Origin of the sequence: Mesorhizobium sp. M0243 (assembly GCF_040321775.1) — a bacterium.
Taxonomy (GTDB): Bacteria; Pseudomonadota; Alphaproteobacteria; order Rhizobiales; family Rhizobiaceae; genus Mesorhizobium.
Genome location: NZ_JAMYSF010000047.1, coordinates 1 through 24368, shown reverse-complemented (window position 1 = coordinate 24368; position 24368 = coordinate 1). Strand labels below are relative to the sequence as shown.

The following is a 24368-nucleotide window of genomic DNA, read 5'->3' as shown; positions in this document are numbered from 1 at the left end:
GGCGGGCCCCCCCAACCCCCCCCACCCCCCCCCCCCCCAACACCCCACCACCCCACACCTCCTCTCGGCTCGTCTGCTGCGCGCCCCCCCCCCCCGGCCCCCGCCCCCCCCCCCCCACCACTTTAGACCGGCTCCGGCTCCTCGAGAGCCTTCAAACGGGCGAGATTTGTGGCTGACCAGACTTCGACCGCGAACCAGTGGCCGGCAGATGCCGGCCCTTCCGATCTGATCTCTCCAGGCCGCAAACGCCTTGGCTGGGCGCTGATGGCCGTTGCGACGCTTGGCCTGCTGGCGACGATCGTGCTGGAGATCCTCTACAAGGGCAGCGCCGATACGATCGGCTTCGAGACCTGGCGCCCCGTCGTCTATGCCTATGTTCTGTGGGGCGTGGCGATCGGCGCCGGCCAGGTGCTGACGCGCGGCGAGGATGGCCAGCGTGCCCTGTTCCTGCTGCCGGCGCTGCTGTTCACCATCGCCATGGTGATCTTCCCGACGCTGTTCGGATTCTACATCGCCCTCACCGACTGGAACCTCAGTTCCTTCAGTGGCCGCAAGTTCAACGGGCTCGACAATTTCTGGCAGATGCTGGCCGATCCCTACTACCGCAACGCGCTGTTCAACATGGTGCTCTATGTGCTGGCGGTGGCGGTCGAATATGTCATCGCCTTCGGCCTGGCGCTGCTCCTCAACGCCCAGATCCGGGCGCGAAAATTCTTCCGCGTCGTCTTCCTGATGCCGCTGATGCTGTCGCCGGTCGCCGTGTCGTGGATGATCGGCAAGTCGCTGATGGAATACCGGTTCGGACCGGCCGCAACGCTGGCGCGCCATCTCGGCTGGGAAAATCCAGCCTTCTTCTCCGACCCGATCATCGCGCGCATATCGATCATGATACTGGATGCCTGGACCTTCATTCCGTTCATGATGATCATGCTGCTGGCCGGGCTGCAGGCGATGTCGCGCGAGGTGCTCGAAGCCGCACGCGTGGACGGCGCCAGTGCGTGGCAGACCTTCTGGCAGGTCACTTTTCCGCTGATGCTGCCGGTGTCGGTGACGGCGGTGATCCTGCGCATCATCTTCAAGCTGAAGCTTGCCGACATCATCATCACGGTGACGTCCGGCGGCCCCGGCGGCGCCACTGATTCCGTGTCGAGCTTCATCTACCGCGAATATCGCGACCGCTCGAATGTCGGCTACGGAACCATGCTGGCGATGGCCTATCTGGTGATCATCGTCGTGTTCGTCACGTGGCTGTTGAAATTTGCCAACCGTTTTGTCCGAAATGTGAATTGAGCTGAGATGAGCGTTCAGACCACCGAATATGTCGCCTCGGAGATCCGCTCGCCGGCGAGCTTCCTCGCCAGCCGCGTCTTCATCTATGGGGCGCTGGCCTTCTGGGCGTTCATCTGCCTGTTCCCGATCTACTGGACGATCACGACCTCATTCAAAACGGCGGTCGATGTCACGCAAGGCCATCTCATTCCCTTCGTCGACTTCCAGCCGGATTGGAAAGGCTGGCGCTCGCTTGGCCTGTCGCCGGACTCGATCTTCCAGACCTCGACGGTGCGCGAGGAATTCCTCAAGCGCTTCATGAATTCGGTGATCACCTCGGTCGGCGCGTCGAGCCTCGCCATCGTCATCGGCAGCCTCGCCGCCTACGGGCTCACCCGCTATCGCTATCATTTCGCCTGGTTCAAGAACGAGGACATCTCGTTCTTCTTCCTGTCGCAGCTGATCCTGCCGCCGGTGGTGCTCGCACTACCCTTCCTGGTGCTCTACCGCGAGGTCGGCCTGCTCGACACGCGCATCGGGCTGATCCTGCTCTACACGCTGATGGTGCTGCCGATCGTCATCTGGATCATGCGCGACCAGTTCAACTCGATCCCGGTCGAGCTCGAGGAAGCCGCACTTGTCGACGGGCTGTCGATCTGGGGCGCCTTCTTCCGCATCGTCATGCCGATCGCGCTGCCGGGCATGGTCGCCGCCTTCATCCTGGCGATGGTGCTGTGCTGGAACGAGTATTTCTTCGCCGCCCTTTTGACCTCGACCGACGCCAAGACCATCCCGGTCATGGTGGCGAGCCAGACAGGCTCGCAAGGCATCAACTGGTGGTCGATGGCAGCGCTCGCCACGGCGGCTATCGCGCCTCTCGCCGTCATCGGCATAGCGCTCGAGCGCTATCTGATCATGGGCATGACCGCGGGAGCGGTGAAGTAGCAGGGCGGCCTCTTCCCTTCTCCCCATTGTCTTGTGGGAGAAGGAAGACCGCGCTAGGCCCCTAGAATCATCCGCAGGTGATCGAGGATCATAGCCACACCCTTCTGCCCAAGCTCAGCCGAAGCATCCTTGGCGCTCGCCGTATACCAGCTCTTGTTGTCGTCGAAGTGACCGGCGTCCACCGCCTCCGGGCATAGCGCCAGCATCAGCGATGTCTCGCCGATGCCGGCATGGTCGAACGGGTACTTGCCGTTCATGTCAGCCGGCATCAGCGGATGAACCTGTACCCAGTTGAAGAAATTTTCACCCGCGGCGTGCCCGGAATAGTAGTCGGCCATCGCCTGCGAACCCCACCAGCCCTCGCCGCGCTCCTTTTCGAGAAAGCGGAAGATCGCCTGGCGGCCGGCGGTCTTGAACGCCAGATCGGTCGGCATGCCGGCGGCGAAATTCTCGGTCTGGTGGTGGATGATGGCGTGGATGTTGCGAAAGCCGATGCGCAGCAGGCTGTAGAACAGTTCCTCGCCAAACGGCGCCAGCGCAGCGCCGCCGACCTGCACCGAGCCGCTGCCTTCCGGCGGCGCCACCGCGTAGCTCGCCGCACCGTAGTAGAACGGCGGCAGGATGACGACGTCCCTCTCCTTCTCGAACAGCTCCAGCGTCTTGACGACGGCCAGCGTGTCCATGCCGACCGCCATGTGCTCGCCATGGTATTCGAGCACGCCGAGCGGCAGAGCGACCGGCCAATTCTCGGCGATCGCCCTGCGGATCTGGTGTGGCAGCATCAGTTCGTAGCGCATGATCTATTCCATGTTGGTGTGGCGGGCGCGCATTGCTTCAGGCGACGCGCCAATCAATTCCCTGAGCTTCAGCACCATCACCTCGAACAGCAGGAACAGTGCGCCTTCGAACACCGAGCCCATCGGCAGGACCGATGTTTTTTGCGCCCCCTGATCGTTGGCCATGGTCTGCGCGGGAATGAGCAGGGTGAAGTCGGCAAGCCTTGCCGCGCTGGCTTCGGCCTGGGCGGTCAACAGGAGATTGGTTGCACCTGCTTGGCGCGCGACCTGCATCAAGGTCAGCACGGTCGAGGTCTCTCCCGGCCCGGAACTGACCAGGAAGACATCGCCCTGCCCCAGCGGCGGTGTGTTCATGTCGCCGACCACGGAAACCGGCAGGCCCAAATGGTAGAGCCGCATGGCAAAACCCTTGACCTGCAAGGCCTCGCGGCCGCAGCCATAGACGACGATCTGTCGCGCGCCGGCCAGCATTTTGCAGGCGGCGTCGATCCGGCTTTCGTCGATGCGTGCCAGCACGCCGCCGAGCTCCTCAAGCGCGGTCTCGAACAGGCTTTTGCTCTTGTTGCTCACCGCAAACCTGCCATTGAAAATTACCCTGGGATTTGCCGCTCTTGCTGCTACGAACAGCTTGATTTCGTTCATGCTAGCAACCGCGAAAATGCGTGTCCAACGCGCAGCGATGCTTTTGCCGGACCACAGGCATGATAGTGTCATGTCAGACAAATCAAACGAGGCAAACGGCAGCATATGAAGACACGGCATTTCGACCGCATCGGCAATGGCGGCATCAGTTTCACCGAGCTCGGCTTCGGCACGGCGCCGCTCGGCAACCTCTACCGTGCCGTCTCCGACGAGGACGCCAACGCCACGCTGGAGGCCGCCTGGGCGACCGGCTGCCGCTACTACGACACCGCGCCGCTCTATGGGCTCGGCCTCTCGGAAACGCGGCTCAACCCGTTCCTGCGCGGCAAGAAGCGCGAGGACTATGTGCTGTCGAGCAAGGTCGGCCGCATCATGCGTGCCTGCCCGCCCGAAGAGCGCACCGGCATCGGCAAATTCTTCGACACGCCGTCGCGCCGCGAGGTGTACGACTACAGCTATGACGGTGTCATGCGCTCATTCGAAGCCTCGCTTGAGCGCCTCGGCGTCGACCGGATCGACATCCTCTTCGTGCACGATGTCGACATCTTCACCCATGGCAGCAAGGAAGCCTCCGACCGGCGCCTCGAAGAGTTCATGCGCTCGGGCTATTACGGCTTGCTGTCGCTGCGCGACCAGGGCGTGATCAAGGCGTTCGGTGGCGGCATCAATGAGTGGCAGGTCGCGCAGACGCTGGCCGAGCGCGGCGACTTCGACCTGTTCCTGCTGGCCGGTCGCTATACGCTCTTGGAACAGGAGGCGCTGACGTCCTTCCTGCCGCTCTGCCAGGCACGCGGCATCGGCATCGTTCTCGGCGGCCCCTACAACTCCGGCATCCTGGCGACCGGACCGAAGCCCGGCGCCTACTACAACTACTCCGAAGCGCCGAAGGACATCCTCGACCGCGTCGCCGGCATCGAGAGCGTCTGCAAGCGCCATGGCGTGCGGCTGATCGAGGCCGCCCTGCAATTCCCGCTACTGCACCCTTCGGTCGTCTCAGTGGTCCCCGGTGGCCAGCGGCCGAGCGAAGTCGAGAGCAATCGCTCGCTGCTCGATGCGAAACTGCCCGCAGCCCTTTGGGCCGATCTCAAGAAGGAAGGCCTTATGCGCCCTGAAGCGCCGACCGCATAAGCCGGCCGCCGTCGCGTCAGCGTCTGGCACAAAAATGAAAAGCCGGGCAAGCCCGGCTTTTCTGGTCGTGTGTACGTGCGTAGGCCACGAAAATGAAAAGCCGGGCAAGCCCGGCTTTTCTGGTCTCTGAAAAGAAAAAGGCGCTTAGTTGACTGCGTCCTTGAGGCCTTTGCCGGCCGAGAACTTCGGCACGGTACGCGCCGGGATCTTCACTTCGGCGCCGGTCTGAGGATTGCGGCCGGTCGAGGCGGCACGCTTTGACACGGTGAAATTGCCAAAGCCGACAAGCCGGACATCGCCGCCCTTCTTCAGTTCGCCGGTGATGGTGGAAAATACCGCATCGACCGCCGACTGCGCGTCACCCTTCGAAATGCTCGCGGCGTCGGCGACAGCGGACACCAGTTCGTTCTTGTTCATAAAAATTCCCTTCCATGAGAACACCGGAACTATCGACTCATCCGGCAGGAAACGGACTGTAGAAAGAAGCGTTGCCGCAACCAAGCCGAAAAGGCAGGAAAAAAACGGAAAAAGCCCGGAAATGCTGGGTTTTTCACATGAAAAAGCCGGGCGCTAGGCCCGGCTCTCCGTTTGTGCGCTGCAACCTTGACGAAAACCAATGCATGGCCCTGAAAACCGTAGCCGGTTTTCGGCAGGGGCCATGCACAAGTCTGAGCGTTAGAGCGTCCTTTGTGCGTCCAGATGGACGCCCGGAGCTCTAATGCGCCAGGGATTTTCCAGCGTCGTCGGCACTGTCTGTCGCGGCCGGCGGATTGACCGGTTCGACCCATTCGATCGGCTCCGGCATACGCACCAGCGCGTGCCGCAACACCTCGCCGACACGTGAGACCGGAATGATCTCCATGCCGTTCTTCACATTGTCCGGAATCTCCGCCAGATCCTTGGCATTGTCTTCCGGGATCAGCACCTTCTTGATGCCGCCGCGCAGTGCGGCGAGCAGCTTCTCCTTGAGCCCGCCGATCGGCAAGATGCGGCCGCGAAGCGTTATCTCGCCGGTCATCGCCACATCCGCCCGGACCGGAATACCCGTCAGTACCGACACAATGGCTGTCGCCATGGCAGCACCTGCCGACGGGCCGTCCTTCGGCGTGGCGCCTTCCGGCAAGTGCACGTGGATGTCGCGCTTGTCGAACAGCGGCGGCTCGATGCCGAAATCGACGGCGCGCGAGCGGACATAGGAGGCCGCCGCCGAAATCGATTCCTTCATCACGTCGCGCAGGTTGCCGGTCACCGTCATGCGGCCTTTGCCGGGCATCATGACGCCTTCGACCGTCAGCAGTTCGCCGCCGACTTCCGTCCAGGCAAGACCTGTGACGACACCGACCTGATCGTCAGCCTCGACCTGGCCGAAGCGGTAGCGCTGCACACCAAGGTAATCGGAGAGGTTCTCCGCCGTGATGCTCACCGTCTTCTTCTTCGTCTTCAGGATTTCGGTCACCGCCTTGCGCCCGAGCTTCATCAGCTCGCGCTCCAGGCTCCTGACGCCCGCTTCACGGGTGTAGGTCTGGACGATGGCGCGGATCGCGTCCTCACCGACGGAAAACTCCTTCGGCTGCAGCGCATGATCGCGGATCACCTTCGGCATCAGGTGCCGCTTGGCGATCTCGATCTTCTCGTCCTCGGTGTAGCCGGCAATACGGATGATCTCCATGCGGTCCATCAAGGGCGCCGGGATGTTCAGCGTGTTCGCCGTCGTCACGAACATGACGCTCGACAGATCGTATTCGACCTCGAGGTAATGGTCCATGAACGTCGAGTTCTGTTCCGGATCGAGGACCTCGAGCAACGCCGATGACGGATCGCCACGGAAGTCCTGGCCCATCTTGTCGATCTCGTCGAGCAGGAAGAGCGGGTTGGACTTCTTGGCCTTCTTCATCGACTGGATGACCTTGCCGGGCATCGAGCCGATATAGGTGCGCCGGTGACCACGGATCTCGGCCTCGTCACGCACGCCGCCAAGCGCCATGCGGATGAATTCGCGACCGGTCGCCTTGGCGATCGACTTGCCGAGCGAGGTCTTGCCGACGCCGGGAGGGCCGACGAGGCACAGGATCGGCCCCTTCAGCTTCTTCTGGCGGCTTTGCACGGCGAGATACTCGACAATGCGCTCCTTGACCTTGTCGAGGCCGAAATGATCGGTGTCGAGCACGTTCTGCGCAAAAGCCAAGTCCTGCTTGACCTTGGAGTTCTTGCCCCACGGAATCGACAGGATCCAGTCGAGATAGTTGCGCACGACGGTCGATTCAGCCGACATCGGCGACATCGTCCGGAGCTTCTTCAACTCGGCTTCCGCCTTTTCGCGGGCCTCCTTGGAGAGCTTGGTCTTCTTGATGCGCGCCTCGATCTCGGCGGCCTCGTCGCGGCCGTCCTCACCTTCGCCGAGTTCCTTCTGGATCGCCTTCATCTGCTCGTTGAGGTAGTATTCGCGCTGCGTCTTCTCCATCTGGCGCTTGACGCGCGAGCGGATGCGCTTCTCCACCTGCAGGACGGAGATTTCGGCTTCCATGAAGCCCATAGCCTTTTCCAGCCGCTCCTTGACCGAGAGCGTGGCCAGCATTTCCTGCTTCTCAGGGATCTTGATGGCGAGATGCGAGGCAACCGTGTCGGCGAGCTTGGAATAGTCGTCGATCTGGCTGGCAGCACCCACCACTTCGGGCGAGATCTTCTTGTTCAGCTTGACGTAGTTCTCGAAGTCGGTGACGACCGAACGCGCCAGCGCCTCAACCTCGACCTCTTCCTCTTCCGGCTCGACCAGCGCCGCGGCGCGGGCCTCGTGGAAGTCGGGACGGTCGGTGAACGAGACGATTTTCGCACGCGAAGCGCCTTCGACCAGAACCTTGACGGTGCCGTCGGGTAGCTTGAGCAATTGCAGCACATTGGCGAGCGTGCCGATGTCGAAGATGGCATCGGGCTCGGGATCGTCGTCGGCGGCATTCATCTGGGTGGCAAGCAGGATCTGCTTTTCCTGACCCATCACCTCTTCCAGCGCCTTGATCGACTTCTCACGCCCGACGAAGAGCGGCACGATCATGTGCGGGAACACCACGATGTCGCGCAGTGGGAGAACTGCGAAGACGCCGTCGCTGGGTGCCTTGGATACTTTGGCCATTGTCCAACCTTTCATGTCGCGGCCGCCAATCAGCCAACCGCGAATCTTATATTAACGACCGGGGATCGTTCCGCCTACCACCGTTTATGACGGGAGTTTTACAGCACAGAAATCGGGCACCTCGGCCTTCTCCAGTTAGTTGGATGCACGACCCCCAAAGATCAAGGGGCGCGTCCAAATCCGCACTTCCAACCCGTCCGCGAGTGACACATTTGCGACGCCAAGCCGTACGCCGCGCAAAACCCCTGCGCGACAGCAAAACGGCGCCTTGCGGCGCCGTTCCAGAATTTCGCTGCGGGCTCATGTCAGGCGCTGACATTGCCCTTCTTTTCCTTCTGCTCGGAGTAGATGTAGAGCGGCCGGGCACTGCCGGTCACCACCTCCTCCGAAATCACCACTTCGCGCACGCCTTCGAGCGCGGGAAGCTCGAACATCGTGTCGAGCAGGATCGCCTCCATGATCGAACGGAGGCCGCGCGCGCCGGTCTTGCGCTCGATGGCGCGCTTGGCGATCGCCGAAAGAGCGTTCTCGTGGAAGGTCAGGTCGACATTCTCCATCTCGAACAGCCGCTGATACTGCTTGACCAGCGCGTTCTTCGGCTCGGTCAGGATCTGGATCAGCGCCGGTTCGTCGAGGTCTTCCAGCGTCGCCAGAACCGGCAGACGGCCGACAAATTCGGGGATAAGACCGAACTTCAACAGATCCTCGGGCTCGACCAGGCGGAAGACATCGCCAGTGCGGCGATCCTCCGGCGAAGCGACGACCGCGCCGAAGCCGATCGAGGTCTTGCGGCCGCGATCCGAGATGATCTTGTCCAGCCCGGCGAAGGCGCCGCCGCAGATGAACAGGATGTTGGCCGTATCGACCTGCAGAAACTCCTGCTGCGGGTGCTTCCTGCCGCCCTGCGGCGGCACGGAGGCGACGGTGCCTTCCATGATCTTCAAGAGCGCCTGCTGCACGCCCTCGCCCGACACGTCGCGGGTGATCGAGGGATTGTCCGACTTGCGCGAAATCTTGTCGATCTCGTCGATGTAGACGATGCCGCGCTGGGCGCGCTCGACATTGTAGTCGGCCGATTGCAACAGCTTCAGGATGATGTTCTCGACGTCCTCGCCGACATAGCCGGCTTCGGTCAGCGTCGTCGCATCAGCCATGGTGAAGGGCACGTCGATGATGCGGGCCAGCGTCTGCGCGAGCAGCGTCTTGCCGCAACCGGTCGGGCCGATCAAAAGGATGTTGGACTTCGCCAGTTCGACATCGTTGTTCTTGCCGGCATGCGCGAGGCGCTTGTAGTGGTTGTGGACCGCCACCGACAGCACGCGCTTGGCGTAGGGCTGACCGATGACATAGTCGTCGAGAACCTTGAGGATCTCCTGCGGTGTCGGCACGCCTTCGCGCGACTTCACCATCGAGGTCTTGTTCTCTTCACGGATGATGTCCATGCAGAGTTCGACGCACTCGTCGCAGATGAAGACCGTCGGACCGGCGATCAGCTTGCGCACTTCGTGCTGGCTTTTGCCGCAAAACGAGCAGTAAAGCGTGTTCTTGGAATCGCCGCTGTTGTTGCCGACCTTGCTCATTTTCATGTCCTTTCATGGCCGCCCGCCGATGGTCTGGCTGAAAGGGCGCATACTCTATCTATCGCGGGAATCCGCCGCCGCCAGTGTGTCCCGGCTCCCGCAACGCATTCCGTACGAAACACAAATCAGAAAACGTGGCAATGATTCGCGACAACCCCGCATAAAGCTAAGCCGCCGAAACTCAACATAGCCTTAACGTAGGCAATCCTGTCCCCCGAGGGAACAGCCAATTGTGGCCGAAATGCCGCAAGACACACCAAAAGCGCGTGATGCCGCCATCCAACTGCCAATAAGCCCTTATGCCACAGCGCCTTCAGGCGGCTCGCGCGACGAAATGACCTTGTCGATGAGGCCGAAATCCCTGGCTTCGTCAGCGGTCATGAAATGGTCGCGGTCGAGCGTCTTCTCGATCTCTTCGTAGCTCTTGCCGGTGTGCTTGACGTAGACCTCGTTGAGGCGACGCTTCAGCTTGATGATATCCAGGGCATGGCGCTCGATGTCGGACGCCTGGCCCTGGAAGCCGCCGGAAGGCTGGTGAACCATGATGCGGGCGTTCGGCGTGGCAAAGCGCATATCCTTGTGGCCGGCGGTCAGGAGCAGCGAACCCATCGAAGCCGCCTGGCCGATGCAGAGCGTCGACACGGCCGGCTTGATGAACTGCATGGTGTCGTAGATCGCCATGCCGGAGGTGACGACGCCGCCCGGCGAATTGATGTAGAGGTTGATTTCCTTCTTCGGATTCTCGGCTTCGAGGAACAAAAGCTGCGCGCAGACCAGCGTCGCCATGCCGTCCTCGACCGGACCGGTGATGAAAATGATGCGCTCCTTGAGGAGACGCGAGAAAATGTCGTAGGCCCGCTCGCCGCGATTGGTCTGTTCGACCACCATCGGAACGAGGTTCATGTAGGTTTCGACGGGGTTCTTCATCAGTTGTCTCTTATCTCGCGGTGGGATTCCGGCGCCGGGAATGCTGGCGGATCGGGCAGAATCGGTTCTGGATCGTTATTCCGTAAATAGGATGCCGGCTCATCCTTGTGCAAGGCCGACCCCTCCTAGCCATCTGGGTAAGTCGAATCAAGCTTTCTGACCAAGGATTCGCGGCGGCGGATGCTTCCGCGGGTCCGGAGCCGCATGGCCGGCCGCGCAAGGTAGCAGTTTCTTAACCGCGTCACTTAACGAAATGCGCCGAAACCGCTTTTCTCCGAAACGGCTTCCTCTACAATTCAACGTTGAACTTATGCGTGGAGTTCAACAGGGGAGTGTCATGTCCGGGAAGACCGCATGCTTCACCATTGCCGGGCTGACCATGCTCGGCACGATTTCGCAGACAGCGGCCGGCGGCCGGGCCGTCGAATGCTATGAACCTGTCCGCAGTCCGGCCGTCTACGACACGGTCTAGGAAGACGTGCTGATCAGCCCGCCCGGCCAGCAGGTCGACTATACGCCCGCCATCTACGGTACCCGCGAGCGCGTCGTGATGACCGTTCCGGCGCAAGTGACCTACCAGATCGTGCCGGCCGTCACCCGCACCGTCTACCGCACGGTCCGGGTCGATGGCGGCGGCTACTCCTGGGAATGGCGCGTCATCCATGGTCGCAAGGTGCTGTGCAGGGTATGGCACAAGGCGCGCTACGAACGTGTTGCCAAAACCGTGGTGGTCCAGCCCGAACGCACGCGGCGCGTCGTCATTCCCGCACAATACGACAGAATCGCCCAGGAGGTGCTGGTGCGGCCGGGGCAAAGGCGCGTCATCGATGTTCCCGCCTCCTACCAGACCGTCGCGCGCCGCGTGCTGGTTCGCGAAGGTTCATCGGGCTGGCGGCGGGTGCATATTCCCAGGCATTGCCAGGATTAGCGAGCATAGCGTAACCTGCGTCGCAGCGGATCTCCGTAGGGCTGAGGGCATGCGCGACCTGGAAATTTCCAATCAGGAATTGTCAGACCTTGCCGAAGAAGCCTTGGCGCTTGCCAAAGGTTACTGGGCCTCCCTCGAGGAACGTCGGACGTATCCCACGACCAGCGGCAAACAGACGACCGAACTGTTCTCGCGGCCTTGGCAGGAGAGCGGCCGCGGACGGGAAGTCTTGCAGGATTTCAAGTCGATCGCGGAGCATGTGCGGCCTTCAACCGGCAGATTCTTCGGTTATGTCGTCGGCTCCGGCGAACCGGTCGGCGCGCTGGGGGAGCTGCTGGCTGCGGTGCTCAATCAGAATGTGACGTCGTGGCGGTCGGCTCCGGCTGCGACATCGATCGAACGCGCCGTGGTCGGGTGGTTGGCGGAGGCTGTCGGTTGCCCCGGATTTACAGGCAGCCTGTGCGGCGGCGGCTCGACGGCGAACCTCATGGCCCTGGGGATGGCGCGGGAAGCGAAGCTGCCAGCCAACGAAACAGGCGTACGGCCCTGCGTGATCTATGCTTCCGAGCAAGTGCACATGTCCATTCCAAAGGCCGTCGCGCTGTTGGGGATCGGTAGAAAAAATCTCCGTTTGATCCCTGTCGACGACAAATTCAGGATGCGGACGGATGCCCTCCAGGCGGCTATCGCCGTCGACCGCGAGGCCGGAAACATGCCCATCGCCATCGTGGCCACGGTCGGCACCATCATCTCCGGTGCGATCGATCCCCTTCCCGAGATTGCAGACATCGCCCGGAGGGAGGCGCTGTGGATGCACGTCGACGGTGCCTACGGAGGGCTGGCGGCTCTTGCGGCGCCGGAAAAGTTCCAAGGGTTGTCTTCGGCGGATTCGCTGTCACTGGATGCGCACAAATGGCTCTATCAGCCACTCGATTGCGGCTGCCTGCTCTATCGTCACCCGGACATTGCGCGAAAGACTTTTTCGCACAGCGACGACTACGTCAGGATACTGAGCGATGACCCTACGGAAGCATTTGCGTTCTTTGAGGAGTCGATCGAACTCTCTCGACGCTTCCGTGCGCTGAAGCTCTGGATGTCGCTGCAGTATCACGGACGCCGTGCCTATCGCGAAGCCATCGCCCGCGATCTCAACCATGCCCAGATGTTGGCGCAGGCAATCGCGTCGCAGCCGGAGTTGGAACAGCTTGCACCCGTATCGCTAAGCGCAGTCTGTTTCCGCCACCGCTCAAAGAACAATGAAGCGATCCTGCGCCGCGTGATCGCGCGCGGCCGGGTGTATCTGTCGAATGCGACGATCAACGGCCATTTCGCGCTGCGCGCGTGTTTCGTCAATCACCGAACGACCCCAGATGACGTGCAGGCGATTGTGTCCGAAGTCATTGCCGCCGCAGACGAAATCATCGCTGAGTGAGTCTTCAACCTGGCGGCGTTCAGGCCACTTCCGCCCGCAGCCATGTCTTCAGGCCGGCGATGTCGCCGTCGCCCACCGCGGCCGCAACGCGCCGGCCGACCGCAGCGCCGAATTTGTAGCCATGGCCGGAGCAGGCCGAGACGATCAGGCATTTTCCTCGCTCGTGAGCGAAGAACTTCTCATCTTCGGTGAAGGTGTAGGCGCAGGTGACCACCTCGGTCACCCTGTATTCCTCGATGCGCGCGATCGGCGGCGAAAACAGGTTGCGGATCGCCTCGCCCTCGCCCGCCACCGGCTGACGGTTCCAATCGGCGTCGCTGGTCGGCACCCTGTGCAGCCCGGACCCGAATTTCATGCCGGCGCCGCCGGAGGGCGGGATCACATAGCCGTCGATCGCGCCGCCGACATCGAGGACAACCGGTGCCACCCGCCAGGCGGCCTTGAGGTCGGCCGGCGGTTCGACATAGGCGAGTGCGGTTCGATAGGTCTTCAGCTCGCCGTCCAGTTCCGGAAACAGTTTCAGCACCCAGGCGCCGGCGGCGACAACGATACGGTCGGCCTGCATCGTCTCGCCGCTTTCGAGCACGATGTGGCCGGCTTCGGCGTCGACTTCGATGACCTTGCTGTTTTCGTAGACATTGGCGCCGTTGGCGCGCAGCCAGTTTGCCATGCCGGAGGCTATCTTGCGGCAATGCAGGGCGCCGCCTTCGGTCGAGAAATAGGCGTAGCGAAACGAGCCGGCTTCGAGAAACGGCCAGCGTTTCACTGCTGCATCGGGCTCCAGCAATTCGAACGGAAAATTGCCTTCTTCCAGGCCCTCGCGATATTCCTCGGCCTCGTCGCCCGGTTCGCGCGAAACGCAGACAAATCCGCGCGCATCAAGATGGCTTTCGCCGAGATCGGCCCACATCTCGTCCCAGGCCTGGTAGGCTTCGGTGATCAGCCGGCCATAGCCGGTCCCCGCGCGGTAAGCGCGGCGGATGATGCGATGATGGTCGCCCGACGCGGCCATCGGGTTTGGGATCGGCCCTTGCTCGACGATCGAAACGCTGTGGCCGGCCTTGACCAGCGACCACGCCGTGGAGAGACCGGCAATGCCCGCGCCGACAACGATCACATTCATCAAATCAGACTTTCCGCAGCCGGTCGGCTGGCTCAACGTATTCGATTGCGGGCGCCAACATACGGTCTGGAACCAGGCTGGCAAGCCGCGCTATTGGTCTGGCATGAGCAAATTGACGCCACCCGCCCTGGTCTTTGATCCAGCCACTCGACGCCTGCGGCTCGACCCGCACGAGCCGGCCTTTTTTCAAAACCCTTATGATGCCTATCCTTTCCTGCATGGCGTATCGAATGCATTCTTCTGGGAAGAATTCGGCTTCTGGTGCTTTGGCGGCTTCGACGACGTCAACCGGCTGCTGCGCGACCGCCGCTTCGGCCGCCAGAACCCGGCCGGCATTCCAGACAGCCGCGGCATTGGACAGGACCGCAGCCATCTCAGGGCCTTCGACGGGCTCGAAGCCAATTCGATGCTGGAACTGGAGCCGCCGGTGCACACGCGTCTGAGAACACTGGTCAACCGCGCCTTCGTCTCGCGCCAGGTCGAAAGGCTGCGGCCGCGTGTCGAGGCCTTGGCCAACGACCTGATCGACCGTTTCGAACCAGGCAAGACGGTCGACCTGTTGCCTGCTTTCGCGGCGCCCTTGCCGATCACCATCATTGCCGAAATGCTCGGCGTGCCGGTCGAAATGGGGCCGCAACTGCTCGACTGGTCGCACCAGATGGTTGCCATGTATATGCATGGCCGCACCCGCGAAATCGAAGAGACGGCCAACCGCGCCGCGCGCGAATTTGCGGATTTCCTCCGTGGCTACGTCACCGAACGACGCAGGAATCCCGGCGACGACCTTTTGTCGCTGCTGATCTCGGCGCAGGAGGATGGCCAAAAGCTGTCGGAGGACGAGATGGTGTCCTCGGCGATCCTGCTGCTCAATGCCGGCCATGAAGCGACCGTGCACCAGACCGGCAATGCCGTCCGCTCGATCCTTGCGCAAGGGGGCGATGTCAGCCGCTTCTTCGGCTCGCCCGAGACGACCGCGGCAACGGTCGAGGAATGCCTGCGGTTCGACGCGCCGCTGCACATGTTCACGCGCTACGCCTATCAGGACATCGAAGTCTCGCCCGGCATCGTCGTGCAGCCGGGGCAGACGATCGGGCTGCTGCTTGGCATGGCCAATCATGATCCGCGCGCCTTCGCCGATCCCCTCGCTTTCCGGCCCGACCGTGCCGACCAGAAGAACGTCTCCTTCGGCGCCGGCATTCATTTCTGCATCGGCGCGCCGCTCGCCCGGCTCGAATTGCAGGTGTCGCTGAAAACCTTGTTCGAACGGCATCCGAAGCTGCATCTTGCTGAAGAGGCGCGGTTCCGCGACACTTACCACTTCCATGGGCTGGAAACGCTCGCCGTCGGCTTTTGACGATCGCGAACCTGGGGCTGCCTCAGCCAGTTTCCGGCAAAATAGGACGGCGACGCTTTGCCTGACATGACCGAGTTGAAATTCGCCTTCCTGGAAGAACCGCCATTTTGCTTCACCGGCGCATCGGGCGAGGTCTCAGGCTGTGACGTCGAGCTTGCGCGCAGGCTCGGTGACATGCTCGGATTGGCGAGCTTTAAGCCGATCGAAACCGAATTCGCTGAGCTGCTGCCTGGGCTGGTCGAGGGCCGTTGGACCATGACGACCGGCCTGTTCGTCTCCGAAGAGCGCAGGCAGCTTGTCGACTTCACTCGGCCGATATGGGCGTTGCAGGATGGGTTGCTGGTCGCGGCGGACAATCCGTGCGGCTTTCGCGGCTACCAATCCATTGCCGAGGACCGGACCGCGTTGATTGGGGTCATAACCGATCAGGTTCAGCATCTTACGGCATTGCACAACGGAATAGCGCCTGGGCAGATCAGGATGTTTGCAACGCAGGCGGATGCGGCGGACGCAGTGGCCAACGGCGTCGTGCACGCCTATGCCAGCGTCGCCATGGCGCATCGAGGCTATCTGACCCGGCGGCCCGAAATGCGGCTTGGACTTGTCGAGGTTCCCCCGGTTGAAAAGCAGCCGTCGGCCGGTGCCTTCGCGATCGCCAAAGGCAATTCAGCCCTGCTCCGGCGCGTCGATGCTTGCCTCGATGAATTGGTGGGCAGCGACTGGCACCGACAGATGATGGCGCGATACGGATTCTCGGACAGCGATATCGATCGCATCGTTTGATCCGCGCATCTTTTGTTGTTCGACCATGATCTTTACCCGAAAACCGGCCTCCACTTTTCGGGATCATGGTCTACAGCTTGATCACATACTCCTTGCGAGTCGTCTCAAGCACTTCCCAGCTGCCTTTGAAGCCGGGCCTCAGCACGAAGCTGTCGCCGGCCTTGACGGTGCGTGCCTGCCCGCCGTCTTCCGCGATCACCGAAACGCCAGACAGGATGTGGCAGAACTCCCACTCGTCATAGACGATGCGCCATTTGCCCGGGGTCGATTCCCAGATGCCGGCGTAGAGGCCGCCGTCGCGCTCCTCGACATTCCAGGTGCGGAATTTGGGATCGCCCGAGATCAGCCGGTCCGGTGCCGGCGCGCCCTGTTCGGCGTCGACAGTGTCGACGCCGATGGCAAGAATTTTTGACTCGCTCATGATCGGTCAGACCTTGGCAAGCGCCTGTTCGAGGTCGGCGACGATGTCGTTAACGTCCTCGATGCCGATCGAAAGCCGCACCGTGTCCGGTCCTGCGCCGGCCTTGACCTTCTGCTCGTCGGAAAGCTGGCGGTGCGTGGTCGAGGCCGGGTGGATGACCAGCGACTTGGTGTCGCCGACATTGGCCAGGTGCGAGAACAGTTCGAGCGCCTCGACGAATTTGACGCCGGCGTCATAGCCGCCCTTGAGAGCGAAGGTGAACACGGCGCCGGCGCCAAGTGGTGAGTATTTCTTCTGCAGCGCGTTGTTCTTGTCGCTGGGCAGGCCGGGATAGTTCACCGAGGCAACCTTGGGGTGGTTGGACAGCCAGGCAGCAACCGTCACGGCGTTGTCGCAGTGGCGCTGCATGCGCAGCGGCAGGGTTTCCAGGCCGGTCAGGATGAGGAAGGCGTTGAACGGCGAGATCGCCGGGCCGAGATCGCGCAGGCCGAGCACACGCGCGGCAATGGCGAAAGCGAAATTGCCGAAGGTTTCGTGCAGGACGAGGCCGCCATATTCGGGGCGCGGTTCCGACAGCATCGGATATTTGCCCGACTTCGACCAATCGAAGGTGCCGCCATCGACGATGGCGCCGCCGATCGAATTGCCGTGACCGCCGATGAATTTGGTCAGCGAATGGACGACGATGTCGGCACCATGCTCAATCGGCCGGATCAGGTAGGGCGAGGCCAGCGTGTTGTCGACGATCAACGGCAGGCCGTGCTTGCGTGCGATGTCGGCGATCTTCTCGATATCGACGAAGGTGCCGCCCGGATTGGCCAGGCTCTCGATGAAGAGAGCCTTGGTCCTGTCGTCGATCTGGCTTTCGAAGGTCGAGATGTCGTTGGTGTCGGCCCAGCGCACCTCCCAGCCGTAATTCTTGAAGGCATGGCCGAACTGGTTGATCGAACCGCCATAGAGCTTGTTGGCGGCAACAAAATTGTCGCCAGGCTGCATCAGATTGTGGAACACGATCACCTGCGCGGCATGGCCGGAGGCGACCGCAAGAGCCGCCGTGCCGCCTTCGAGGGCCGCCATGCGCTCTTCCAGCACCGCCTGGGTGGGGTTCATGATGCGGGTATAGATGTTGCCGAAAGCCTTCAGTCCGAACAGTGAGGCGGCATGGTCGGCATCGTCGAAGACGAAGGAGGTCGTCTGGTAGATCGGCGTGGCGCGAGCGCCGGTCGCCGGGTCGGGCTTGGCGCCGGCATGGACGGCGAGCGTGTTGAAACCTGGCGTGCGGGTCACTGAAAACCTCCCTGAAAAACCTTCTGAAATTCGCCGGGCATTCTTGGCGAAGCCCGGCCTCGAATGCAAAGAAGAAAATACCCTTCCGTGCAGGACCTTCTATCAAGCGGCAGGAAAATACGGCGTTTGCCGGAATAATTTTGCGCTTTCGCCCCTCGCCTATTTCTGGCGGACGCCAAAACTCTGGAAGCCAGAGCGCATCAGCGGCTTCTTCGACGACAGCACGCCGGAATTGACGCCGGTCCAGCCGATCTCGCCGGACAGCTTGCCATATTCGATTTTGGGGCAGCGGTTCATCACCACCTTGATGCCCGCGGCCTCGGCGCGCGCGGCTGCCTCGTCATGGCGCACGCCAAGCTGCATCCAGATGACTTTCGGCAGGGGATCGAGCCGCAACACCTCGTCGACGATGCCGGGCACTGCCGCCGGCGCGCGAAAAATGTCGACCATGTCGACCGGCTCCGGAATATCGGCGAGCCTGGCATAGGTCATCCGACCGAGTATCTCCTTGCCGGCCTGGCCGGGATTGATCGGGAACACCGAAAAGCCCTTGGCCAGCAGATATTTCAGCACGAAATAGCTTGGCCGCACATCATTGGCGGACGCGCCGACCATGGCGACGGTCTTCACCGAATTGAGGATGCCGGCGATGTAGGTGTTGTCGTAGCTATCGTGGATCATGCCTCGTCCTCATACAACGCCTCGTCGAGAAAGCCATCCGGGTCATTGCTAAAATCGCGCAGCATGCGGAAGTGGTCCGTGTCGCGAAAGTCGGCGGGTTCCAGCCCGAACCGGCTGATGCGGAACAGCCGCGCGCCGGGACAGGCCATCAGCAGCGGCGAATGCGTCGCCATGATCACTTGCGCGGTGCCCGACTGGTCCATGCGCCGCAGCATCTTGAGCAGTTCGATCTGGCGCGTGGGGGACAGTGCGCTCTCGGGTTCATCGAGGATGTAGATGCCTTGCCTGCGGCAGCGCTCCTCGAAAAATCGGATAAAGCCCTCGCCATGCGACCAGGACAGGAAGTCCGGCGGCGCCCCGCCAGACTCCAGCGCTGCCTGATCGAGATAGCGGGCCACGGAGTAGAAGGATTCGGCACGAAAGAACCAGCCGGCGGTGACTTTCGGCAGCCAGTGACCGCGGAATGTGTTGGCCAATGCAGCACCACTCTTGTCGATGGCGCTGGAATGGTCCACCGGCCGATAGCCCTTGCCGCCGCCGGCCTCATCATAGCCGGCCAACGCGCCGATCGCCTCGAGCAGCGTCGATTTGCCGGTGCCGTTCTCGCCGACAATGATGGTGATCGGCGTGGTGAATTCGAGCTCGAACTCATGGCCGCGAAACAGCGGCAGGTTCCAGGGATATTTTTCCCAATCCTCGACCCGCGCGGGATCAAGCAGGATACGCTTGAGGTAGGGAGCTTTGAGCCGCGTCAGCTGCTTGCGATGGGCCATCAGCCGGGGAGCGAAATCGTGCCGTCTTCCGCGATCGGAAAGGCCGGATTGTGCGCCACTTCCCAGACATGCCCGTCGGCGTCGGCGAAGTAGCCGTACCAGCCGCCCCAAAAGGCCCGGCCGGCCGGCTTGACGATGCGGCCGCCGGCTTTTTGCGCCCTGGCGAGCACGTCGTCGACTTCGGCGTCGGAGCGGGTGTTGTAGGCGAGGTAGACCGCCGATGGCGCCGCGGCGAAGGCAATGCCGGAATCCTCTTCTGCGCTGGCACGTGGGAACAGGCCAAGAATGACGCCGCCCATCTGGAAGAAGGCGACACCGTCGGTGATACCGGCATGCCGCTTCAAGCCCATCGCCTCGTAGAAGCGCACCGCACGGTCGAGATCGTCGGTAGCAATGGTGATGATGGAGATGCGCGGTTCCATGACGTTCTCCTTACTCGTCCTTCCATTCCGGCTTGCGCTTGCCGATGAAGGCACCGATGCCCTCCTCCGCGTCGCGTGCCAGCATGTTCTCAACCATGATCCGGCCCGTATAGGCATAGGCGTCCGCCAGGCCCATCTCGGCCTGCGCGTAAAAAGCCTCCTTGCCGGTCTTGACCACCAAAGATGATTTGGAAGCAATGGTTTGCGCGTATTTGGTGACAATCTGATTCAGATATTCGCGCGGCACGACACGGTTGACCAGGCCGAATTCCTTGGCGGTCGCCGCATCGATCGTCTCGCCGGTCAGCAGCATCTCCATCGCATGCTTGCGCGAGACATTGCGCGACAGCGCCACCATCGGCGTCGAGCAGAACAGGCCGATGTTGACGCCCGGCGTGCAGAAAGTCGCCTCATGCGAAGCGATCGCCAGGTCGCAGCTGGCGACCAGCTGCAGCCCGGCGGCGGTGGCCAGGCCGTCGACTTCGGCGATGACAGGCAAGGGATGGCGCACGATGGCCTGCATCAGCGTCGCACAAGCGGCAAACGTCTCCGCGAAGAAGGCCTTGCCATGATCGGCGTCAGTGCGGCGCGCCGTCATTTCCTTGAGATCATGGCCGGCGCAGAACACCTTGCCGGCTGCCGACAAAACGATCACGCGAGCCGCCTTATCGGCCTTGGCGCGCTCGAGTTCGGCCGTCAGCGCCGCCATCACCGCCAGCGACAGGGCGTTGGCGGGCGGATTGGTGAGTGTGAGGCGCAGCACGCCCTTGTCCAGTCGTGCAACAACCGGACCCTCAACGGCGGCAGGCTTGATGGCAAGGATTTCGGCCATGGATAAGGTCTCCGCGATTCCGCTGGGGCTGCCAGAGTATCTAATACCGGATCAGGTTTCGTCCAACACCGATCGCTTGCACCAGGGGACGAAGATTGTCAGAAATGCCGCGCCGCGCCCATACAGGTGGGCCAAAAACGAGAGACCGACATGCCCGCCCAAACCAATTTGAAGCCGGTGCTGACCGCGCAACAAGTCAATGCGCTGATGGAGACCGTCTATCCGCAGCTCAATGAGCAGTTCAAATATTTCGAGGCGATCGACGTGTTCCCCGGCGGCTGCACCGTGCGGCTCAACGCCGGCGAGCGGCACTTGCGTCCGGGCGGCACCGTATCCGGCCCTTCGCTGTTCACGCTGGCCGACATTGGCGGCTACGTCTGCGTGCTCAGCCATGCCGGGCCGGATGCGCTTTCCGTTACCGTCAACCTCGACATCAATTTCGTGCGCAAGGCCGAAGCCGGACCGATCGATGGCCATTGCCGCATCCTGAAGCTGGGAAAAGCCTGATGGTGTTCGATATCGACATCGTCGCCGGCCCGGACGGACACACGGTGGCGCACGCCACCGGCACCTATTCGATCCCGCCAAAGCGAAATGGCGATGTGGTAAAATAATACCTTTCACCTAAACTATTGTTTTTGCACTACTTTACCTGCTATCGACCGTTTCGTGCACCTTGACGCCACAAACACCCTCGCCTATAAGCCCGTCACGAAGCAGCGGCCCGCAAAGGCCGCCGCTTTGTTATTGGCGGCGGGCAGCGTCCTTCCGACAATCCAAGCAACAAGAAACGCCTTCTCTTATGAAGGTCAGAACCGAGAGCAGAAAACATGACAACCTTTTCGCAGAAGCCTGCGGATGTGGTGAAGAAGTGGATCCTGATCGACGCCGAAGGTCTCGTCGTCGGTCGTCTGGCCACTGTCATCGCCAATCATCTTCGCGGCAAGCACAAGCCGACCTTCACCCCGCATGTCGACGACGGCGACAACGTCATCGTCATCAATGCCGACAAGGTGGTGTTCACCGGCAAGAAGTTCACCGACAAGGTCTATTACTGGCACACCGGCCACCCAGGCGGCATCAAGGAGCGCACCGCGCGCCAGCTGCTCGAGGGTCGTTTCCCCGAGCGTGTCGTCGAGAAGGCCGTTGAGCGCATGGTCCCGCGTGGCCCGCTCGGCCGTCGCCAGATGAAGAACCTGCGCGTCTATGCAGGTGCCGAGCATCCGCATGTCGCCCAGCAGCCCGTCGTGCTCGACGTGGCCAAGCTGAACGCCAAGAACAAGAAGGTCGCATAAGATGGCTGAGCTTTCCTCGCTCGCAGAACTGGGCGCCGCCACCGGCAACACCAACACCCAGCCGGCGGCCCCCGTCCATGTCCAGAAGCTCGACAAGTCGGGCCGCGCCTATGCCACCGGCAAGCGCAAGAACGCCATTGCGCGCGTCTGGGTGAAGCCGGGTTCCGGCAAGATCATCGTCAACGACAAGGAATTCGCGACCTATTTCGCGCGTCCTGTCCTGCAGATGATCCTCAACCAGCCGATCATCGCCTCCAACCGCGCCGGGCAGTACGACATCGTCGCGACAGTTGTCGGCGGCGGTCTCTCCGGCCAGGCTGGCGCCGTGCGTCACGGTATCTCCAAGGCGCTGACCTACTACGAGCCGACGCTGCGCGCCGTGCTCAAGAAGGGCGGCTTTCTGACCCGCGACAGCCGCGTCGTCGAGCGCAAGAAGTACGGCAAGGCGAAGGCCCGTCGTTCGTTCCAGTTCTCGAAGCGCTAAACGCTCCGCAGCTTCAGACCATCGAAAGGCCGCCTCCGGGCGGCCTTTTTGTTTGCGGCTCGGCAGTCACCCCATCCGCGCCTGCGGCGCGACCTCCCCCCGATGGGCAGGTCGGCGCGTAGTGCCGGTGGGGTGATGGCGCCGTCACAAAACAGGTCAGGCCTTGCCGCCCTTGATATAGTCGATGAACGCCCGCAGCGGGGCCGGAACCAGGCGCCGGCCGGGATAATAGAGGAACGGTCCGGGAAAACTCGGCCACCACGGTTCGAGAATGGGCTCAAGCGCGCCGCTTTCGAAGTAAGGGCGAAGCCAGCCCTCGAAGAGGCCGATGATGCCGGTGCCCGCGATGGCCGTATCGACGGCAAGATCGGTCGCGCCGCCGATGCGCACGATCAGCGGCCCTGTCGGATCGACCCGCACCACCTCACCGTCGCGCTCGAACTCCCAGGGCAGCATCGCACCGCTGGCAAAGCGCCCGCGCACGCAAGAGTGGCCAAGCAGGTCGCTCGGGTGTTGCGGTCGCCCATGGCGAGCAAGATAGGCAGGGCTGGCGGCGGTGGCGAAGCGCTGCACGCGCGGTCCGATCGGCACCGCGATCATGTCCTGCTCCAGCCGCTCGTCATAGCGGATGCCAGCGTCACACCCGGCCGCCAGCACATCGACAAAGTTCTCATCGGCGATCACTTCCAGGCGGATGCCGGGATAGGCGGCGAGGAAACCCGGCACGATATCGGGCAAGATCAACCGCGCGGCGCTGACCGGCACATTGAGACGCAGCGAGCCCGCCGGCCTGTCGCGAAAGCCGTTCACCACGTCCAGCGCCGCCTCCACCTCCGACAGCGCAGGGCCAAGCCGCTCCAGCAGGCTGAGGCCCGCCTCGGTCGGGACAACGCTGCGCGTCGTGCGGTTGAACAGCCTGACACCGAGCTGCACTTCCAGGCGACGCACCGCCTCACTCAAGCCGGAGGCGCTGCCGCCGCTCGCACGCGCGCCATCGCGAAAACCGCCGGCGCGCGCCACCGCCACGAAGGCGTTCAGATCGCTGAGGTCCATCATTGTTCGCCATTCCGCACGGCCTGTGTGGATTGTACCGGATTATCACGAGGTTGGGCAGTGCCTATCTCTGCCTCCTCAAAGGAGATCAATCATGTCCAACATCCAACAATCCGGCACCTTCAAGCTCGGCAGTCATACCGTGAAGCGGCTCGGCTACGGGGCCATGCAACTCGCCGGTCCCGGCGTTTTCGGACCGCCTAGGGACCATGACACGGCATTGGCCGTGCTGCGCGAGGCGATTGCGCAAGGCATCGACCATATCGATACCAGCGACTTCTACGGTCCGCACGTCACCAACCTTTTGATCCGCGAAGCACTGGCACCTTACCCTGACGATCTCGTCATCGTCACCAAGATCGGCGCCCGGCGCGGCGCGGATGGATCGTGGTTGCCGGCCTTTTCTGCCGAAGCGCTGACCCAGGCGATGCATGACAATCTCAGCAATCTCGGGCTCGATGTGCTCGACGTCGTCAACCTACGCATCATGTTCGATACCCATGGTCCAGCCGAGGGATCGATCGAAGCGCCGCTCACCGTGCTGGCCGAGCTTCAACAACAGGGCCTGGTCAGGCACATAGGATTGAGCAACGTGACGCCGGCCCAGATCGCGCAAGGACGCGGGATCGCCGAGATCGTCTGCGTGCAGAACCAGTACAATCTTGCGCATCGCGGCGACGACGCCCTGATCGACGACCTTGCCCGCGACGGCATCGCCTATGTGCCGTTCTTCCCGCTCGGCGGCTTCAACCCGCTGCAATCCTCCACCCTGTCGGAAATCGCGGCGCGCCTCGGCGCCACGCCAATGCAGGTTGCGCTCGCCTGGCTGCTGCGCCGCTCGCCCAACATCCTGCTGATTCCCGGCACATCGTCGGTCGGACATTTGCGGGAAAACCTCGCTGCTGCCGAACTCAAGCTTTCGGACGATGTGCTGGGGGAGTTGGATGGGATGGCTAAGGCGGCCTGAGGCTAGCCAATCTCCCCCCTTGTGGGCCCGTTGCGTTATTAAGTTATAGGGGCAAGGAGGGAGGGTCAGGCCAATGTGGGGTGCCTTGCGGCTCGGGTTTGAGGCCGGATTGGCTGGG

The 24368-nt window shown here is 62.3% G+C and carries 23 protein-coding genes and 2 pseudogenes; 11 read left to right on the top strand and 14 right to left on the bottom strand.

The window, feature by feature from the left end; genetic code table 11:
• Window positions 1–168 precede the first annotated feature (168 nt).
• Window positions 169–1290 carry a carbohydrate ABC transporter permease gene (locus NKJ11_RS32445; RefSeq protein WP_128305443.1) on the top strand — a complete coding sequence of 374 codons (1122 nt, stop codon included), beginning with the start codon at window positions 169–171 and terminating at the stop codon, window positions 1288–1290.
• Between the two features lie 6 nt (window positions 1291–1296).
• Window positions 1297–2214, top strand: a complete 918-nt coding sequence (locus NKJ11_RS32440; RefSeq protein ID WP_126069360.1) for a carbohydrate ABC transporter permease — start codon at window positions 1297–1299, stop codon at window positions 2212–2214.
• A gap of 53 nt (window positions 2215–2267) precedes the next feature.
• Here the strand turns inward: NKJ11_RS32440 and NKJ11_RS32435 are convergent, their stop codons facing one another.
• Window positions 2268–3011 carry a creatininase family protein gene (locus tag NKJ11_RS32435; RefSeq protein WP_128305444.1) on the bottom strand — a complete coding sequence of 248 codons (744 nt, stop codon included), beginning with the start codon at window positions 3009–3011 and terminating at the stop codon, window positions 2268–2270.
• A gap of 3 nt (window positions 3012–3014) precedes the next feature.
• Window positions 3015–3653: an SIS domain-containing protein gene (locus NKJ11_RS32430; protein WP_502895317.1), complete on the bottom strand. Its 639-nt coding sequence runs from the start codon at window positions 3651–3653 to the stop codon at window positions 3015–3017.
• A 105-nt stretch (window positions 3654–3758) separates the two neighbouring features.
• Between NKJ11_RS32430 and NKJ11_RS32425 the strand changes: the two genes are divergently transcribed.
• Entirely contained in the window at window positions 3759–4781 is a 1023-nt protein-coding gene (locus NKJ11_RS32425) for an aldo/keto reductase (RefSeq protein ID WP_128305445.1), read from the top strand.
• Between the two features lie 144 nt (window positions 4782–4925).
• Here the strand turns inward: NKJ11_RS32425 and hupB are convergent, their stop codons facing one another.
• The 4 genes from hupB to NKJ11_RS32405 all read right to left on the bottom strand — a co-directional run bounded on the left by hupB (window position 4926) and on the right by NKJ11_RS32405 (window position 10415).
• Complete coding sequence (gene hupB / locus NKJ11_RS32420) at window positions 4926–5198, bottom strand: DNA-binding protein HupB (protein ID WP_023810287.1); 273 nt, start codon at window positions 5196–5198, stop codon at window positions 4926–4928.
• Between the two features lie 298 nt (window positions 5199–5496).
• Window positions 5497–7908: an endopeptidase La gene (lon, locus tag NKJ11_RS32415; protein WP_023810286.1), complete on the bottom strand. Its 2412-nt coding sequence runs from the start codon at window positions 7906–7908 to the stop codon at window positions 5497–5499.
• 305 nt (window positions 7909–8213) lie between these two features.
• On the bottom strand, window positions 8214–9488 hold the full coding sequence (gene clpX / locus NKJ11_RS32410) for an ATP-dependent Clp protease ATP-binding subunit ClpX (protein ID WP_013532190.1): 1275 nt from the start codon (window positions 9486–9488) through the stop codon (window positions 8214–8216).
• Between the two features lie 297 nt (window positions 9489–9785).
• Window positions 9786–10415 carry an ATP-dependent Clp protease proteolytic subunit gene (locus NKJ11_RS32405; RefSeq protein ID WP_023810285.1) on the bottom strand — a complete coding sequence of 210 codons (630 nt, stop codon included), beginning with the start codon at window positions 10413–10415 and terminating at the stop codon, window positions 9786–9788.
• 337 nt (window positions 10416–10752) lie between these two features.
• On the opposite strand from NKJ11_RS32405, the pseudogene NKJ11_RS32400 reads away from it, so the two are divergent.
• Together NKJ11_RS32400 and NKJ11_RS32395 are read left to right on the top strand one after the other, a co-directional pair.
• Window positions 10753–11343, top strand: a pseudogene (locus tag NKJ11_RS32400) (hypothetical protein).
• Between the two features lie 49 nt (window positions 11344–11392).
• A complete protein-coding gene (locus NKJ11_RS32395; protein WP_128305446.1) occupies window positions 11393–12775 on the top strand; it encodes a pyridoxal phosphate-dependent decarboxylase family protein in 1383 nt (460 codons plus the stop codon).
• 19 nt (window positions 12776–12794) lie between these two features.
• Here the strand turns inward: NKJ11_RS32395 and NKJ11_RS32390 are convergent, their stop codons facing one another.
• On the bottom strand, window positions 12795–13898 hold the full coding sequence (locus NKJ11_RS32390; protein WP_128305447.1) for an NAD(P)/FAD-dependent oxidoreductase: 1104 nt from the start codon (window positions 13896–13898) through the stop codon (window positions 12795–12797).
• A gap of 103 nt (window positions 13899–14001) precedes the next feature.
• Here NKJ11_RS32390 and NKJ11_RS32385 point away from each other — a divergent pair, with 103 nt between their 5' ends.
• Both NKJ11_RS32385 and NKJ11_RS32380 read left to right on the top strand, forming a co-directional pair.
• Window positions 14002–15252, top strand: coding sequence for a cytochrome P450 (locus NKJ11_RS32385; RefSeq protein WP_352795094.1), 1251 nt, complete (start codon window positions 14002–14004; stop codon window positions 15250–15252).
• 66 nt (window positions 15253–15318) lie between these two features.
• Window positions 15319–16035 (top strand): transporter substrate-binding domain-containing protein, encoded by a 717-nt coding sequence (locus tag NKJ11_RS32380; RefSeq protein WP_128305471.1) that lies wholly within the window; start codon window positions 15319–15321, stop codon window positions 16033–16035.
• A 70-nt stretch (window positions 16036–16105) separates the two neighbouring features.
• Here the strand turns inward: NKJ11_RS32380 and NKJ11_RS32375 are convergent, their stop codons facing one another.
• From NKJ11_RS32375 to NKJ11_RS32350, 6 genes are all read right to left on the bottom strand, one after another.
• Window positions 16106–16456: a cupin domain-containing protein gene (locus tag NKJ11_RS32375; RefSeq protein WP_128305448.1), complete on the bottom strand. Its 351-nt coding sequence runs from the start codon at window positions 16454–16456 to the stop codon at window positions 16106–16108.
• Between the two features lie 6 nt (window positions 16457–16462).
• A complete protein-coding gene (locus NKJ11_RS32370; RefSeq protein WP_352632496.1) occupies window positions 16463–17743 on the bottom strand; it encodes an O-acetylhomoserine aminocarboxypropyltransferase in 1281 nt (426 codons plus the stop codon).
• A gap of 159 nt (window positions 17744–17902) precedes the next feature.
• On the bottom strand, window positions 17903–18424 hold the full coding sequence (locus tag NKJ11_RS32365; protein WP_023810278.1) for a CoA-binding protein: 522 nt from the start codon (window positions 18422–18424) through the stop codon (window positions 17903–17905).
• Window positions 18421–19197: an AAA family ATPase gene (locus NKJ11_RS32360; protein WP_352632498.1), complete on the bottom strand. Its 777-nt coding sequence runs from the start codon at window positions 19195–19197 to the stop codon at window positions 18421–18423. Before NKJ11_RS32360 ends, NKJ11_RS32365 begins: the two co-directional genes overlap by 4 nt.
• Window positions 19197–19619: a VOC family protein gene (locus NKJ11_RS32355; protein WP_023810276.1), complete on the bottom strand. Its 423-nt coding sequence runs from the start codon at window positions 19617–19619 to the stop codon at window positions 19197–19199. Before NKJ11_RS32355 ends, NKJ11_RS32360 begins: the two co-directional genes overlap by 1 nt.
• A gap of 10 nt (window positions 19620–19629) precedes the next feature.
• Window positions 19630–20451 (bottom strand): enoyl-CoA hydratase, encoded by an 822-nt coding sequence (locus NKJ11_RS32350; protein WP_352632500.1) that lies wholly within the window; start codon window positions 20449–20451, stop codon window positions 19630–19632.
• Window positions 20452–20601: 150 nt separating this feature from the next.
• Here NKJ11_RS32350 and NKJ11_RS32345 point away from each other — a divergent pair.
• The 3 genes and pseudogenes from NKJ11_RS32345 (at window position 20602) to rpsI (ending at window position 22230) form a co-directional block, all read left to right on the top strand.
• A pseudogene (locus NKJ11_RS32345) lies at window positions 20602–21065 on the top strand (PaaI family thioesterase).
• A 216-nt stretch (window positions 21066–21281) separates the two neighbouring features.
• On the top strand, window positions 21282–21746 hold the full coding sequence (gene rplM / locus NKJ11_RS32340; RefSeq protein WP_013532205.1) for a 50S ribosomal protein L13: 465 nt from the start codon (window positions 21282–21284) through the stop codon (window positions 21744–21746).
• Window position 21747: 1 nt separating this feature from the next.
• Window positions 21748–22230 (top strand): 30S ribosomal protein S9, encoded by a 483-nt coding sequence (rpsI, locus tag NKJ11_RS32335; RefSeq protein WP_023810272.1) that lies wholly within the window; start codon window positions 21748–21750, stop codon window positions 22228–22230.
• Window positions 22231–22386: 156 nt separating this feature from the next.
• Here the strand turns inward: rpsI and NKJ11_RS32330 are convergent, their stop codons facing one another.
• The gene (locus NKJ11_RS32330; protein ID WP_023810271.1) at window positions 22387–23286 is read right to left on the bottom strand and encodes a LysR family transcriptional regulator; all 900 of its coding nucleotides are present in this window, start codon (window positions 23284–23286) and stop codon (window positions 22387–22389) included.
• 91 nt (window positions 23287–23377) lie between these two features.
• Between NKJ11_RS32330 and NKJ11_RS32325 the strand changes: the two genes are divergently transcribed.
• Entirely contained in the window at window positions 23378–24250 is an 873-nt protein-coding gene (locus NKJ11_RS32325; RefSeq protein ID WP_128305454.1) for an aldo/keto reductase family oxidoreductase, read from the top strand.
• Window positions 24251–24368 lie beyond the last annotated feature (118 nt).